General features: G+C 33.7%; 12 protein-coding genes and 1 pseudogene. 4 read left to right on the top strand and 9 right to left on the bottom strand.

The genetic code is table 11. The features are described 5' to 3' along the window. Positions 1-570 precede the first annotated feature (570 nt). From serS to H628_RS0102370, 3 genes are all read right to left on the bottom strand, one after another. Positions 571-1,878, bottom strand: coding sequence for a serine--tRNA ligase (gene serS, locus H628_RS0102380; RefSeq protein WP_027825027.1), 1,308 nt, complete (start codon positions 1,876-1,878; stop codon positions 571-573). Positions 1,879-2,141: 263 nt separating this feature from the next. Next, positions 2,142-2,627 carry a GNAT family N-acetyltransferase gene (locus H628_RS0102375; RefSeq protein ID WP_236692260.1) on the bottom strand — a complete coding sequence of 162 codons (486 nt, stop codon included), beginning with the start codon at positions 2,625-2,627 and terminating at the stop codon, positions 2,142-2,144. Between the two features lie 14 nt (positions 2,628-2,641). Continuing rightward, positions 2,642-3,247, bottom strand: a complete 606-nt coding sequence (locus tag H628_RS0102370; protein WP_027825025.1) for a TVP38/TMEM64 family protein — start codon at positions 3,245-3,247, stop codon at positions 2,642-2,644. 170 nt (positions 3,248-3,417) lie between these two features. On the opposite strand from H628_RS0102370, the pseudogene H628_RS0102365 reads away from it, so the two are divergent. After that, positions 3,418-4,221: pseudogene (locus H628_RS0102365) on the top strand (alpha/beta hydrolase fold domain-containing protein); the annotation flags it as partial. A 5-nt stretch (positions 4,222-4,226) separates the two neighbouring features. Further along, positions 4,227-5,075, top strand: a complete 849-nt coding sequence (locus H628_RS0102360; RefSeq protein ID WP_027825023.1) for a helix-turn-helix domain-containing protein — start codon at positions 4,227-4,229, stop codon at positions 5,073-5,075. Positions 5,076-5,134: 59 nt separating this feature from the next. Here H628_RS0102360 and H628_RS0102355 read toward each other — a convergent pair whose 3' ends face one another. Further along, entirely contained in the window at positions 5,135-5,626 is a 492-nt protein-coding gene (locus H628_RS0102355; RefSeq protein WP_027825022.1) for a nucleoside 2-deoxyribosyltransferase, read from the bottom strand. Positions 5,627-5,747: 121 nt separating this feature from the next. Here H628_RS0102355 and H628_RS0102350 point away from each other — a divergent pair, with 121 nt between their 5' ends. Beyond that, positions 5,748-7,121 carry an NAD-dependent succinate-semialdehyde dehydrogenase gene (locus tag H628_RS0102350; RefSeq protein ID WP_027825021.1) on the top strand — a complete coding sequence of 458 codons (1,374 nt, stop codon included), beginning with the start codon at positions 5,748-5,750 and terminating at the stop codon, positions 7,119-7,121. 58 nt (positions 7,122-7,179) lie between these two features. Here the strand turns inward: H628_RS0102350 and H628_RS0102345 are convergent, their stop codons facing one another. From H628_RS0102345 to H628_RS0102335, 3 genes are all read right to left on the bottom strand, one after another. Further along, on the bottom strand, positions 7,180-8,139 hold the full coding sequence (locus H628_RS0102345; RefSeq protein ID WP_027825020.1) for a zinc ribbon domain-containing protein: 960 nt from the start codon (positions 8,137-8,139) through the stop codon (positions 7,180-7,182). A 115-nt stretch (positions 8,140-8,254) separates the two neighbouring features. Beyond that, entirely contained in the window at positions 8,255-11,374 is a 3,120-nt protein-coding gene (locus H628_RS0102340; protein WP_027825019.1) for an MMPL family transporter, read from the bottom strand. 117 nt (positions 11,375-11,491) lie between these two features. After that, positions 11,492-12,415: a serine hydrolase gene (locus tag H628_RS0102335; protein WP_027825018.1), complete on the bottom strand. Its 924-nt coding sequence runs from the start codon at positions 12,413-12,415 to the stop codon at positions 11,492-11,494. A gap of 147 nt (positions 12,416-12,562) precedes the next feature. On the opposite strand from H628_RS0102335, the gene H628_RS0102330 reads away from it, so the two are divergent. Then, a complete protein-coding gene (locus H628_RS0102330; RefSeq protein ID WP_027825017.1) occupies positions 12,563-13,468 on the top strand; it encodes an N-acetylglucosamine kinase in 906 nt (301 codons plus the stop codon). Between the two features lie 47 nt (positions 13,469-13,515). Here H628_RS0102330 and H628_RS0102325 read toward each other — a convergent pair whose 3' ends face one another. Both H628_RS0102325 and H628_RS0102320 read right to left on the bottom strand, forming a co-directional pair. Then, entirely contained in the window at positions 13,516-14,439 is a 924-nt protein-coding gene (locus H628_RS0102325; protein ID WP_027825016.1) for a magnesium transporter CorA family protein, read from the bottom strand. 140 nt (positions 14,440-14,579) lie between these two features. Then, positions 14,580-15,869, bottom strand: a complete 1,290-nt coding sequence (locus H628_RS0102320) for an extracellular solute-binding protein (RefSeq protein WP_027825015.1) — start codon at positions 15,867-15,869, stop codon at positions 14,580-14,582. Between the last annotated feature and the right edge of the window lie 5 nt (positions 15,870-15,874).

The following is a 15,874-nucleotide window of genomic DNA, read 5'->3' as shown; positions in this document are numbered from 1 at the left end:
CTTAGCTCAATCAGATTTTTTGATTTGTTATCTCAAATTTATTGCTTGCGAATTGACTTCGCTTTTGTTTGGGTTGTTACACCCGCACACTTTAGCGAAACTTTGTTCAGTTTTCAAAGTACTAACTCTGGCTCGCTATGAGCCTCAGTTATTTTATCATGTCCTTAAATCTCTTGTCAAGAACTTTTTTGATAAATATCTTTCGTCACTCGCCTGATTGACTCGCGACAATTTAATATATTACCAACTTCTTAACTAGCTGTCAAGAACTTTTCTCACTTTAAGTTTTTACCTCTCGCGAGAACAGATACTACTATACAGGCTTTCACTCTTTTCGTCAAACTTTCCTTTTTGTTCGATTTATTTTCCTTCTTTTCTGAACACCTGGTGACGTTGTCAACTTCTCTCCTTTTTTATTTCTCTCCTTTTATGAACTTTATCTTTTATTACTAAATAATAGTTCCTTTTTTTATAGTTTTTCTGCTTCAAATTGACTAAAAAATTTTTTCATTTTTTCAAAAGAGTAAAAAAAGAGAAGCTAAATAGCCTCTCTTTCTCTAATTATCAGAATTAGCCTAAAGTATCTTCTTTAGTAATTTTAGTCATACCATGCATATATGGAACCAATACTTCTGGTACAGTTACGCTACCATCTTCGTTTTGGTAGTTTTCAAGAATGGCAGCAACAGTTCTACCAACTGCTAAACCTGAACCGTTCAATGTGTGAACAAGCTTAACTTTACCATCTTCATCACGGTATCTAATTTGTGCACGACGTGCTTGGAAATCAGTACAGTTAGAACAACTTGAAATTTCACGATACTTGTTTTGAGCTGGCATCCAAACTTCAAGGTCATAAGTCTTAGCACTAGTAAAACTTGCATCCCCAGTTGATAATGCAACAACATGATATGGTAACCCTAATTTTTGAAGTAAGTGTTCAGCGTTATGAGTCAAACGATCAAGTTCGTTCCATGATTCTTCAGGTTTACATACCTTAACCATTTCTACCTTGTTAAATTGGTGCATTCTAATTAAACCACGAGTATCTCTACCTGCACTACCTGCTTCACTTCTAAATGCTGGAGTTAAAGCAGTCACATTAATAGGAAGTTTTTTACCATCAACAATTTCACCTCTGAAGTAGTTAACAAGTGGTACTTCTGCAGTAGGAATTAAAGTCAAGTTTAATGGCTTATCAGGATCATCGTTGTCTACGATGGTATAAACATCTTCAGTAAATTTAGGGAATTGACCAGTTCCTTGCATTGAATCTTCATTTACTAGATAAGGTGGAATAACTTCAGTATAACCTTCCTTAGTATTTTCATCTAAGAAGAAGTTGTATACTGCTCTTTCAAGTAAGGCGCCTGCACCCTTGTAGTAAACAAAACGAGCACCGGAAACTTTAGCAGCAGTATCAAAATCTAAAATATGTAAATCATCACCTAAATCCCAGTGAGCTTTAGGTTCAAAGTCAAACTTAGTTGGTTCATTCCATTTTCTTACTTCTTGATTGTAACTTTCATCTGGACCAATTGGATCAGAATCATCTGGGAAGTTAGGTAAACGAAGTAAGATGTAGTTTTGCTTTTCAGTAAGTTCTGCAACTTCTTCATCAAGTTTCTTAATTTGTTCACCTACTTCACGCATTGCTTTGATTGCGTCATCAGCATTTTCTTTGTTACGCTTTTTGTTAGCAATTTCTTTTGAAACTTCGTTACGCTTTGCCTTTAATGCTTCAGTTTCACTTAACTTAGCACGACGCTTTTCATCAATAGCTACAACTTCATCTAATTCTTCAGGCTTAATACCTCTTGTAGCCAATTTTTCTTTTGCCCAATCAAGGCGTTCACGAATAACCTTAATATCTAACATAAAAACCTCCGAAAAATAAAAAAAGCCGACCCGTCCCATCACTGGGACGAATCGGATCACGGTTCGCGGTACCACCCAAGTTCAGCCTAAACTAGACCACACTCATTACTTTGCGATAACGGCGCAAACCGTGCAACTATTAATTGCCCACTTTAAGAAATCTGGAAACGACGTCCATCCGCTCACACCAACCGCGGACTCTCTGAAGCTGTCTTAGGATTTCGCGTTTACCTAAATTTTAACATGCTTTTTAAATTTTTCAATTACTGATTGACTAAAAGATAATAATTTTCAACTAATGGTTCTTGATTCAAAAGGCACGGATACGCAACTTGATATTTATATTTAAAGCCCAATCTTTCAATTAAATTGCGACTCGCCACATTATCTGGCTTTACTCCTGCCCAAATTTCAGTTTGATTCAGATTCGTAAAAGCATAATCAATTAATGCCTTACAAGCTTCAGTCATCAGACCTTGATGCCAATACTCTTGATCAAGTAAAAAGCCAATTTCTTTCGTATTTTGTAAACTTTGACTTACACCTCGACTATATAATTCTATTAACCCAACTGCCTTATCATTATTAAGACAGATAATAAAACTATACTTACGTCTTTCTAAAAGTTCAGCTCCCCGTTTAGCTGCATTCAAATCTTTATAGGACGTAAAATTAGCACGTTCAGCATAAATTGGATTTTGACTCCATTTATATAATAAAGTTGCATCTTTAGCTAAAACATGTCTCAAATATAATCTCTTACTTAAGATTTGAAAATCCCTATTAACCATTTTGCCCCATATACCAGTCCTAAACTATAAGCTGCAATTGTCCAAGGTTTACCTAAAATAATAATCCAAAAGAAAGTCCAAAATTTCATCTGTGTTAAACCTGCCAACATACATAACACATCATCTGGAGCCATTGGTGCTACTATACATAAAGCAAAAAACCAGTTAAATTTCTTTTGATTTTTGGTCCACTTCATATATTTATCAAGACTTTCTTCAGAAACTAAATGAAGTAAAAAAGGTTTTCCATATTGCCGTGCTAGATAAAAAATAATCAAGGACCCAATTACAATTCCAACATAGTTATAGATAAAACCCATTACTGGGCCAAAAAATATCACTCCAGCTAAAAGTGAAACTCCTCCCGGTATAATTGGAATAACAACTTGTACTATTTGAATTAACACAAATAAAATTGGGCCAATAACCTGTTTATCTTTCAAGTAGTTTTTCATTTTTACTTGGTCGGTAAAAATCCCCAGGTGCCACCAATATATTACTAAGCCAATAATTAAAATCATCGAAATAACTGTGGCAATATTTATTAACTTTCGACTTTTCTCCACGGATAATTTCATAGTTGATTCCTTTCTTTTAGTACCCTTTATTTTAACAAAAAAAGAGTTTTAGCTGTATTTCTACTTAATTTTCTAAGAATTTTTAATATTTTTTATTTTTTTATGTTTTTTAAGCCCATTACTAGCATATTTAGAACAAACATTACTATAATAGATGCGGGAACGAGAGAAAGGACTTCAATATGGTTGTTATTAAACAAAATATTACATATGATTCAGATAACGATTTAAAAGTCGATATTTATTTTCCAAATAATACTTCATCTCAAACCAAAATTTTAATTTTTTGGCATGGGGGTGGATGGATTAAAGGAAGTAAAGAAGGCTCAAAAGAGCTTGGTATTAAATTTGCCAATGCTGGTTTTATGACCTTAATTCCAGATTACACTCTTGCCCAAACAGCAAAATTTCCTGCTGCGCATAATGATGCTAAAAAATTTGTAGATTGGCTTTTAACATCTAAATATACTGATGATGACGATCAAAAAAATATTGTTCAAGTCGGCGCCAGTGCTGGGGGAACTATGGCCTTAATGATTGCAGGAAAATATGGCTTTCCAACAGTTACTTGGTCTGCACCGGTTGATTTTGTCAATTGGTTTGCTCATCATCAAGAAATTAAGCCATCATTAAATGCTGCAAGTGAATTTAATTATCAAGATCAAGATAAAATTAATAGTTCTTTCTATAAATATTTTACTTTAACCTATATAGATGGATATGATTCCAAAAAGCTGAAACTTTTAGACCCTATCAATTATAATTATCAAAACCTTGGCCCGTTACTAATGATTAATTCAGCTCAAGAACTTACACCAATATCTGGTGTATATACATATCTAACTTTTTTGGCCAATCATAATCATGAAGTCCAACTCACACTAGTTCCAGGTCATGGGCATGCAATGGCGTATGCTTTGGATTACCTTAATGAATCTATTAATTTTTTATATCAATCAATGAAAAGGATTTAATAAGTATGTTAAACATTACGAAATTTGTACAAATTAGAAAATCTCTTAAATTATCTCAAACAGAGTTATGTACTGGTATATGTACCCAATCAACATTGAGTAAATTTGAAAATAATGGCTTAGTTCCTAGCTTTAAAATTTTAAATCAGCTTTGCGAACGCATGAATATTTCTATTTCAGATTTAATGATATCGGATGAAGATGAAGGTATTACTGATAAGCTGATAGATGCTAGTTTTTCATTAGTATCATTTGATTATGATACCTTATCTTCAAGCTTAAATAAGATTAAGAAAGCTCAGCTAAAAAAAGATAATGATAAAAACTTATATAACTACTTAAAAGGGCAATTAGCTTTACATAAAGATAACGAACCAATGACTGCACTTTATCATTTCAATAGTATTTTGACTTCTATCAATCTTGACAAAGACAGTCTTTACCGTTTATTGGCTCTTAATGGATGTAGTGAAGTATATGCAAGTCAAGATGAAATTGATAAAGCTAAACATTATTATGATCAAATCCAAGAAGCAATTTTAACATTAAAAATTAAGCGAACTGATCAAGCGATTTTAGTATTATCTATTCTTTGTACTGCTGGAGAATTTTATGGTAAACAACAACTTTATAAGCAATCTGATCGTTTATTAAAGGCAGCTTATAATATTTGTGCCAAACGACATATGGTATACTATCTTGCTCGAGTAACTTATCGCTTGGCTCAAAACCTAAAAGAACAAAATGGTAATAGTAAAAAAATCAAAACGTATCTTGAAGATACAGTAGCATTTGGTCGTCTTAATGGAAATATCGCTTTAGTTGAAAAAGCTCAAAAAGAATTAGATTTATAAGATTACTTTTTAAACAAAAAACCGGAGAATTTTATTAATAAATTCTCCGGTTTTTTATCTTAAAAGATTCGATATCCTGTTACAGGATCGCTCATACAGCTATTAAAATCATAACTAGCTAGTTTCTCAAATTCACTATTACCATCAATTAAAGTAGTTACGCCCTGAGCTAACATCAAATTCATCTTTTTTTCTTTTTCAGGATGCTCAGTAAAAGGAACTAATACTACAGGTTTATGTAAAGCTCGCATGTACCCTATTTCAAAGGCGCTTCCATCATCTAATTGATCCATATCATATAAAAACACGCCCACACTAGCATTAACTAAACCTGTTAAGTCATTTTGATATGTTGCAAGTTGCCACTTTAAGCTGGGAATCCCCGCCTTGGGATTAGGATCATCAGGATCAACGAATTCATAATCAAATGGGAAATGAACTCTTACCACAGTTTCGTTTTGAGCTAGTAGCTCTTGAGCTTTTTTAACTCTAGCTCTTTGAGCATCACTATAAAAAGGACTGCCTAAATAAACATGACCTGTTGCTACCATAAAATTGCCTCATTTCTTTTTTTATTAGTTTATCAAAAAATGAGATTTACGTAAAAAGTTAGACCAGCCTCTGCAAACGCTTTATAATAAGAATCATAAATAGGAAAAGCGAGGTTTCTTTATGTCTAAATATCAATCTATTAATCCTTATACCAATGAGACAATCGCTCAATACGATTTAACTAGTCAAAAAAAAGTTGAAGAAAGTATTGCCTTATCCCATGCCTTATATAGAAAATGGCGTCACGAAAGTCCCGCTAGTCGCAGTTATACTTTAAAAAATATTGCGGATTCTTTACGAAAGAACAAAAATAATTTAGCTAAAACCATGACTCAAGAAATGGGCAAATTAATCACTGAATCTAAAGCTGAAGTGGAATTATGCGCTAATATTTGTGATTATTATGCTGAACACGGTCCTCAAATGCTAAAGCCGGTTGAATTACCAACTGCTTTAGGACAAGCTTACTATTTAAAAAAAGCTACCGGTGTGATTTTAGCTTGCGAACCATGGAACTTTCCGCTTTATCAGATTTTTCGGGTTTTTGCACCTAATTTTATCGTTGGTAATCCAGTACTATTGAAGCATGCTCATAACGTTCCAAGTAGTGCACTTTTTGCTGAAAAGATTGTTAAACGTTCTGGAGCAGATGAAGGTAGCTTACTCAACTTATTTGTTGATTACTCAACCTTAGATAAAATCATTTCAGATAAGCGCATAGCTGGAGTAGCACTTACTGGATCAGAACGTGGTGGCAGTAGCGTTGCTATGACTGCTGGTAAAAACTTAAAGAAGTCAACAATGGAATTAGGTGGCAATGATCCTTTCATTGTTTTAAGCGATGCCGATAGTAAAACTTTAAAACGCTGTTTAGCAGATGCAAGAACCTTTAATTCAGGACAGGTATGCACTTCATCAAAAAGAATTATTGTTGTCAAAGATCGTTATCAAGAAGTCCTAACTGACTTAAAAGAAATTTTTAGTCACTTACGTCCTGGTAATCCACTTGACGAGTCAACAACACTTGCTCCATTAAACTCACAAAGTGCCAAAGAAAAACTGGAAAAACAAGTACAAGTAGCTATCAATGCCGGAGCTAAAGTAGAATATCAGTATCCTGAAATTGATAGTTCTGCTGCTTTCTTTAGACCAACAATCTTAACCAATATAAAAAAGGAAAATCCAATTTATGATGAAGAATTATTTGGTCCAGTAGCAGAAGTCTTTTGTGTTGAAGATGAAGATGAAGCAATTGAATTAGCCAATGATTCCAGTTTTGGCTTAGGTTCATCAATTATTAGTTGTAATATTGGAAAAGCTCAAGATCTTGCACAACAGCTTGAAACTGGAATGACAGTAATAAATTCACGATGGATTACTGCACCCGAATTACCATTTGGTGGTGTTAAAAAATCGGGTTACGGAAGAGAATTAAGTGAATTAGGTTTAAATGCTTTTGTTAATGAACAACTTGTCATTGATATGAGTAAGTAGCTCACCTACCTTTTATCAAGTACCAAAAAAGAGAGTGTGTATTTGCACACTCTCTTTTTTAAAACAAGTTCTTACGACTAAAAATATTCATAAAGCAAAGGCCAGTTGTTAAAATACTAGTAAAAATCAACATGTAATAGAATGTACCTACTGCTGAGGCAGTTGCAATTAGTTGTTTAGTTAGTTGACCATATACTGAGACTGTGCCTGCTTTATTGCCATAAAAGATTAGCCCCAATAGCAATACTGTTTGAATTAAACTTAGAATGAATGCTGTCTGTTTCATCCCTTTAAGTAAGCGATAAGCAATGAAAATGGGATTCAAAACCAGGTAAAGCCAAACTAAATAAATCACAACTGCAAACCCCATTTGGGAAGATGCGTATTGATTATTGGCATACTGCAATAGAGCCCTAGAAATTGATCCTGTCATACCTGATTTAGCAAAAAATAATATTAGCCCTAACAAAGAAGTCAGAAGCGCTCCCCAGCGATAAATTGAACCATGTGTTTTCTTTATTTTTTGACTATTAGCCTTAAACTTTTCTACCCTCTCCTCAAGTTTAGGATGTTTTTGTCGAACAACTTTGGCACGTTGTTCTGCTTTATTAGTTGAACTTTCAAAATCTTTTTGTAAATTCTTATCTGCAGTATACTGCTTTATTTGGTTGCTATTTCGACAAATATAAAAAAGCCATCCAGTTAATAATAACAATGCTGTCCAGCCAAGTTCAGGCACGATACTAGTAAAAATCATTAAAACTAACCAAATCACCAAAGCAATATTGGAATTTTGATGAATCCATTCTAGCATCTTCTTACAAGTAACAGCAAAACTTAAACTAGTTTTACTTTCTGCCTCATCTGCATCACTTCTACTTTTTTCATGATATTGAGCCCTAGTTTGCCTAGGTTCACCAGTTATGTCACTTTCTGTCTGAGTATACTTATAGCCACAAAAATCACAAACTTGCGCATCAATCTTTATTAAACGGCCACATTCTGGACATCGTTTCATAGTTGTAACCTCGCTTATTATTCTTATATCTAGTTTACCGCTATTTTTACCTAAAATAAAAGACCACAAATTGTGGTCTTTTAAAATCTTAATTACTGTAAAAAATATTTAGTAATTAATGTTTTTCTTTTTTTATACCATCATAAGTAATTTTAACTAAACTAGTTAAAACAATTGGCATTAAAATTACTAATAAAGCCAAGCCAATAATAACACTAATGGCTACTTCGATTAATGTAGGAATACCTGATGGCATTAATGCTGCAAAAGTACCGCCTAGGATAATTGCTGCACTAATTACCACTGTGCCAATAATGCTACTTGCATGAATCATCTTTTCACCTGCAGTAGTTTCATCCATTTCACGATAACGCATCATTAAGAAAATACTGTAGTCAACACCTAAGGCAATTAACATGATAAAACTAAAGAAAGGAGTATTCCAAGTTAACATGCTCTTACCAACAAAAGTATTAATTAGCCATTCATTTGCAGTTAGTGACATGAAGTAAGCAACAATCAAAGTACCTAAGATGAAGAATGGTTGCAAGATTGAACGAGTAACTACAACCAATGCCAAACCAATACCGATTAACATAATAACTGCTGTTCTCGCAAAGTCACTTGATGCTGTTTCTTTAGTATCTTGAATACGTGAACTTTGTCCACCCATTACTACTTCTGCATTCTTTAAATCAGTCCCAGCTAAAGCCTTTTTAGCCATCTGACTTAATTGATGTGACTTCTTAGCTGCCTTAGCTGCACTAGGATTTGAATCAAAGACAACGATTATTTTGGTTGTCTTTTTATCATGACTCATATAGTTAGAAACTGATTTCTTAAATAAGCTACTTTGTAAATACTTCTTTGGAATATAGAAAGTATCAGAAGCTGAAGAGTCTGCCAAACCTGCTAAGTAAGTAGAGCCACTACCTAAACCTGAATTTACTTTATCAATTCCATTAGTTAAAGCTGGGGTCTTATCTTTAAGAGTATTTGCACCTGAAGTAATTTGACTTGAGCCTATAGCGGCGGATGAAACAGCACTATTAACTTGACTTAAGCCCGAACTAAGTTTGTTCAAGGCTTGACTTGCACCTGGTAAGGCTACATTTGAAGCAGTTGCAAGCTGATTTACTTGAGCTTGAAGAGTTTTAACTTGACTAGTCAAAGAACTCATCCCTTGTAAAGTAGTCGCAACTGAAGATAATGAATTACCTAAACTTTGATCCGCCAAGCCTGCTGCTTGCAAGTTATTAGCAACTTGAGTTAAAGCTGCGGCTGTCTTAGTCTTTTGTGCTGCAACTTCTGAATTTACTTGGCCCAAGATTGTAGATAAGGCTTGTTCCATGACTTGCTTTTGAGCTGTGCTTAATCCTGCTTTTGCTTCAACTTGGCGATATGAAGCAATAATTTGGTTAGTATCAATACTTGAAGTAGAACTTGACTTTAAGCTTGTTAAAATTTGACCCGCGGTAGTCAAATTATTCCCTATCGTTTTAGCATTTTGAGCTGCACTTGATAAGTTGTTAGTTAAACCATGAGTATCAATGGTATTACCTGATTTTTGTAAGGCTGAATTCAATTCTTGAATTCCTGCATTAATTTTTGGTAAACCTGATTGAAGTTGTGCAAGTTGAGAAACATTGGCCCCACTAAGTTGGCTATTTAAACTTTGAGTCAAAGTATTTAAACCATTAGTCAAGGTTTGTGAACCAGAAGCTAACTGACTAACTCCACTAGTTACCTGAGTAGAGCCGGTACTTAATTTTCCAAGACCAGCTTGTGCCTTACTTACACCATCAACTACCGTATTTAATTGACTATTTACATAAAGTTGGTCAACTTTTTCACCATAAGGTTCTGTAACACTTGTTGCAAAGCTGACATCTTTACTTGCTTGCAGTTGACGGGTTAATGCGTCGATTAACTTCAAATCTTTTTCGTTATCTAAAGTATGGTCTGCCTTAATATAAAGATATGATGGCATTGCCATTCCTTTAGAAAAGTGCTTTTGTACAACTAATAAACCAGCTTTTGATGGAACTGTATCACTTATTTCATCAGTATCATCATAGTTTAAATGATTTGAATAAAGTGCCATCAAAGGTGTAACAATTAAGAAAGTAATAATCAGATGTAAAATTGGTCGTCTAGCAGAATTTGAAGCTAGGAAATGCCAAATCTTACTTTCACTTTCTCCCTCAAACTTCTTTACAGGCCAGAACATCTTAGCAGAAAGAGTCATCATAAAGAATGGATTGAGAGTTAACAGAACTAATAATAAGACTGCAACACCAACAGCAACCCCTGTAGCTGATTGATAAATTGAGAACTTAGCTAAGCCTAAAGCACTAAATCCAATTAAAATGGAAGAACCAGAGAATAGAATAGTCTTACCAGCTTTATGCAAAGCATTCTTAGTTGCTTCTGCAGTTGCCATTCCCTTTCCCAAGTTTTCCTTAAATTTGTCATACAGTAAAATATTGTAATCAGTCCCAATCCCGAATAAAACAATTACCATGAAGACTTGGGTAAAGTTTGAAAATGGGAAATTACTATATTTAACTAAGTTAGTAACAATTGAAAAACTAGTAATAAATGAAACTCCAACTGTAAATAAAGAAATAAGTGGGACAATTGGAGATCTGAAAACTAGTACTAAAACTACAAAGATAAAAATGACAGAAATTAATTCAGTCTTTTTAATTCCTTCTTGAATTGAAGCAGAAAAATCATCATTTAAGATATCGGCTCCAGTAACATATGTTTTAACTCCTGTAGTCTTTATTGCCTTTTGCAATTCTGAATTAATAGCAGAAATTGTTCCATGACTCTTGGAGACATTCAATTGTACTAACCAAGTCGTCTTATCTTTGGACTTTAATTTCTTCTTAGTGGCAATATTATCATTAGGAGCTAGAATATTCTTAATACCATAATGTGCTTTATTGTCTTTTAAGTCAGCAATTGTTTGTGAAATTCGCTCTTTATCAGCTTTGCTCAATTGCTTGGCCTTATGAAAGACTAATGCAACTTCATAAGTATTCTTTGTCTTTTTGCTCCATTGATTATTAATTGTCTTTGCCAAGGTCGTTTGTGTATCTTGGGGCAAGGTGATTTCAGCATGTTCACGCGTTAATTGATTAACATTAGGTAAACTAAGTACTGAAATCAAAGCAATTAATAACCAAGCAATTATTGAAAAAACATGGTTTTTCAAAAACTTTTTCATTATGTTTACCTCCAGAAAATCAGTTGACAGAAAACAATATAACACTATCCTTAGTAGATATCTTTACACACTCCCCCTAGATTTGTTACATAAAAAAAGCCTAAGCTTTGCTTAGACTTAATGATTTATTTGCCAATTATTTACATTTGCACCTAATTCCGCAAATTTTTCATTTTTATTTGCACTTATAGCTAAAGTATAACTATGACCAGCACTAGTAATGATTGCTGCCGCATTATGACTATCACCAATTTGAATAATATTGGCTCCTGTTATTTTTGAAACTAGACTAGATCTAGTCTTCATAGTGGTTAAAAGACTTAAAACCCGATTTGAATAATTACTAATAATTTTTCCTTGATAAAGTTTAGTCAGAAGATTGTCAAGATCTTCTGCACTAGTATAACCAACATGACTTACCCCGAATTTATGCTCGATACTTGTATTTTTAAAACCCAGTTGCTCAAGCAGCTGATTCATCTGAGTTTTTCCTAACTTATCAAGTAAAATATTAGCACTAGTAGTATTGTTTTGACTCAACAAAACTTGCGTTACATATGACAAGCTATAATTAACATTGGCTTTAAATAATTGTTCTCCGCTAGCTAACTGATCTTGCTTAACAGTAACAATTCCATTAGGTTGTATTTTTCCACTCGAAATTGCTTGATAATATGCTACAAGTAAAAATGCTTTTAAAGTATCACTAGCTTCATATCTTTTTTCACTTGCATAAAGATATGCACTTTTTTTATTATCAGCTAAATTAGTAACTTTAACTTGATAGTCTTCACTATTCCCCATAGTAGCCTTAATATTCTTAGCTAAATCGCTATTACTAGCTTTGCTAACTTGAATATCTCCGGAATTAGTAGGCACTTTCAAATTGAAACTAGGCTCTTTTTCTTTATTAGTATTCTTTTTAGTTTGAGCTTGAGTAATTTCAAGCTTAGCTGACTGATTGCGTTGAATATTATTTAAATATAAAACAAAAGCTGCAAATGATGCTAAAAGCGCACCAATAAAAACTTTATTTTTCATAAGACTCTCCCTCTTATTTTTTATTTTGCCAAGCTTTGCCTCAAGAAGCAAGTAAAGAAAAATATAAACTATTTTGATGAATTTACTAGCAAAAATGTAAACGCTTTTTTATAATGATATTGATAACTATCAATTAAGGAGAAAACTATGACTTATAAAATCGGGATTGATGCTGGTGGTACTCATACTACCGCTGAAGCTTATGATCAAAATGGCAATTTATTAACTAAAGTAGAAACTGGGCAAGGAAACGTAAATGCTGACTATGAAGAAGCAATGGCTAACATCAAAGATGCTATTCGCCAAATTCAAGCAGAACTTGGTCCAGATTGTGAAAAAATTCTTGCTGGTATTGCTGGTGTTTCTGTTACGGGAGAATACGCCAAGATTTCACAAGAGTTAGCTAATACTTTTAACGTCCCAAGTAAAACTATTACTGACTCAGCAATCGCACTCTATCGTGCTTTAAAAGGTAAAGACGGTATCTTGACTATTGCCGGAACCGGCTCTGTAGTTAATGGGTTACAAAATGGACATATTATTGCTGTTGGTGGTTACGGTCATTTGCTCGGTGATGAAGGAAGTGGCTATGCTATCAGTATTGCTGCCTTAAAGAAAGCTTTAAATACATATGACCAAGGAAAAACTAGTCCACTAACTGAAATGTTTACTCGTCATTTCAATGTTAATCGAATGGAAGACTGTAATGCTTTAGTTTATCGAATGGATCGCCCACAAATCGGTAAACTGGCATTATTAGTTTCTAGTCTAGCCAATCAAGGAGACAGTGATGCAATTTTAGTATTAGAAGATCAAGCTGATTTACTTGCCCATGATATTTTGATGTGTTTAGACCGCTTTACTACGCCTAAGCCAATGGATATCGCATTTACCGGTTCAGTTTTAACTAAAAATGAAGTTGTTCGTAAACGAGTTGAAGCTGATATCCTAGCCAAGTATCCAGACGCTAACTTTATCATTTCAGATGGTGGTAATGCGAGCGGGGTTCTTTATGATGAAGCTACTGACTATACTCGTCCTTTAATTAAATAACTTAGCAAAAAAAGACTAGTATCCTTGCGATACTAGCCTTTTTTAGCTTAGAAGAAATGATGTTTTTTCATATAATATGCCAACCAAGCCATAATTGAAACTGTAATAATTGCAATCACAATCCAGTCAAAATTATGACCAAAAATTGGTAAGCTAACATTCATCCCATAAAAACCCGTCATTATTGTTGGGATTGTTAACAAAATGGACCAAACAGTTAAGAATTTCATCGTATCATTCAAGTTATTGTTCATCATGTTATTGCTAGTAGTTGACAAAGTCTTAGTAACTTGACTAGAAATTCTAACCATTTGAGCTGACTGATTTGATTCAATCAAGACATCATCCAGTCTTTCTAAAGAGCGGGTAGTAAATTTATTATTAAGTTGAGACTTATTCAAACTATGGAGCATTAACAAGTCTGTCTGAATACTACTTGATAAATAGACCAGCCCTTTTTCAATATTTGATAATTCTACTAAATCCTTATTATCAATATTGTCAGATAATTTACTATCCAGCCCATTACGCTCAATATTTAATTGTGTAACTGCTCTTTGAAAGTATTGTGAAGAATACAATAAGAAGAGCATCAATAATTCAGTTACATCTTGAGCTTGAGATAGTTTTTCCCGCATCCGCTCATCATCAAACTCTTCAAAAACATAATTAGTTAGTTCTGTATGAAATGTAAATAAATTATTACCTTGAACCAAAAAAGTTACCGGATTAGCTGTAAAATGCTTAATACTTGGTGTAGGCCAAATAGGAACATCATAAACTAACAAGTGACTTTGAGTATATGGGTCATAGTCGTAGTGGGGACGCTCATGACGGTCGGAAATATACGAAATGATATCTGGAGTAAAATTAAATTCCTCTTGTAAGACATTGCTATCTTCCTCACTCAAATTACTAATATCATACCAATTGTAAGTTGTATCAACTGGAAACTTTTGACGCTTGATCACAAATACTCACCTCACTAAAAGTACTCATTTATGTTAACATTTTTCAGGTCTGCATGAAACAATATCAAGCTATAAAATCATTTATTTCTATTTTTAATACAAACAAAAGAGCAGATTAATAACCTGCTCTTTCTTAATAACTATTGCTTCCAAGCAGCGTCAAGTTTTGCTTGTCCTTGCTTGATAAGACTATTGTAATTTTGCTTCTTAGCTGCTGCTGCCAAAATTGCTTCCAAATTACTGCCGGCTTGAGTATATGCCGCATTAGAATTTTTAGCTACAGGAACAGAATATAAATGCTTCATTGCATCGGCAATAATTGCAGGAGTCTTCATCTTAGGATTATTCTTATAAGCTTTATCATTTACAACCTTAGTATTTACTGGGACATAACCAGTTGCATTAGCCCAGGTTAATTGACTTGATTTAGATAATAAGAACTTAATGTACTTAAAGGCTGCTGCTTTTTGCATTGCACTTGCCTTGCTAAACATGTAAATATCAGTACCTTGTTGCATGTTGTAAGTTGATGGACGTGCTGCTACACCATATTGGAAACGACCGGCAATTGCTTTCTTTACAAAACCTTCACCTGCACTAGTACCTACATACATTGCAACTTTACCATTTGCAAGTGGACCTGATAAGTAGTGTTCACTACCCGCGGTTCTGAAGTAACCTTCCTTAACTCCTTCTGCGTAGTAATTAATCACTTTTTTAGATGCTTTGCTATCAAACTTAACTTTATTACTGAAATTAATGCCTTGGTCTTTTAAGCCTAAAAGATAGTAATTACTCATAACATCAAAACCAGCACCTACAACCTTATGATGACTCTTTTCATAAATAGTCTTAGCCGCTTTCTTTAATTCAGCCATCGTCTTAGGAACTTTTACACCATACTTTTTAAGTAAGTCAGCATTGTAAGTTAATGCTTCAACAGATTTATTAAATGGCATCCCATATTGAGTACCATCAATCCGTGCACCCTTTAACATGCTAGTATTAATATCAGTGTTTTCGCTACCCCAACCAACATTCTTATCATTAATGTAAGGCTTTAAATCAACAAGCATTTTATTTTTAGCAGCATTATAAAGCCAACCTGGGTAAGCTTGAGTAATAGTTGGTAAGTTGTTAGGTGATTGTAAAGTAGAATTAATCTTTGATTGGAGGTTAATATATGAACCTTGGTGTTCAAGTTTAATAGTGATGTTAGGGTTTTTCTTTTCAAACTCTTGAGTTAACTTGGCTAATGTTGCCCCTTGAATACCACTCATACCATGCCAAAATACAACAGTAGTTTTCTTAGTCACTTTTGGAATAGAAGTAGCTTGTGACTTAGTACTACTTTGCTTTGAACATGCACTCACTGAAGCTAAAGTTGCTCCAGCTAAACTAATTAAAACTAACTTTTTAAAAATATTCATCTAGA

Origin of the sequence: Lactobacillus psittaci DSM 15354, assembly GCF_000425905.1 — a bacterium.
Lineage (GTDB): Bacteria > Bacillota > Bacilli > Lactobacillales > Lactobacillaceae > Lactobacillus > Lactobacillus psittaci.
The sequence above is the reverse complement of the archived record's forward strand: the minus strand, read 5'-3'. Positions and strand labels throughout refer to the sequence as shown.

Coding starts and splice junctions, on each gene's coding strand:
- serS (WP_027825027.1), bottom strand. CDS start 1,878: ATGTTAGATATTAAGGTTATTCGTGAACGCCTTGATTGGGCAAAAGAA.
- H628_RS0102370 (WP_027825025.1), bottom strand. CDS start 3,247: ATGAAATTATCCGTGGAGAAAAGTCGAAAGTTAATAAATATTGCCACA.
- H628_RS0102360 (WP_027825023.1), top strand. CDS start 4,227: ATGTTAAACATTACGAAATTTGTACAAATTAGAAAATCTCTTAAATTA.
- H628_RS0102355 (WP_027825022.1), bottom strand. CDS start 5,626: ATGGTAGCAACAGGTCATGTTTATTTAGGCAGTCCTTTTTATAGTGAT.
- H628_RS0102350 (WP_027825021.1), top strand. CDS start 5,748: ATGTCTAAATATCAATCTATTAATCCTTATACCAATGAGACAATCGCT.
- H628_RS0102345 (WP_027825020.1), bottom strand. CDS start 8,139: ATGAAACGATGTCCAGAATGTGGCCGTTTAATAAAGATTGATGCGCAA.
- H628_RS0102340 (WP_027825019.1), bottom strand. CDS start 11,374: ATGAAAAAGTTTTTGAAAAACCATGTTTTTTCAATAATTGCTTGGTTA.
- H628_RS0102335 (WP_027825018.1), bottom strand. CDS start 12,415: ATGAAAAATAAAGTTTTTATTGGTGCGCTTTTAGCATCATTTGCAGCT.
- H628_RS0102330 (WP_027825017.1), top strand. CDS start 12,563: ATGACTTATAAAATCGGGATTGATGCTGGTGGTACTCATACTACCGCT.
- H628_RS0102320 (WP_027825015.1), bottom strand. CDS start 15,869: ATGAATATTTTTAAAAAGTTAGTTTTAATTAGTTTAGCTGGAGCAACT.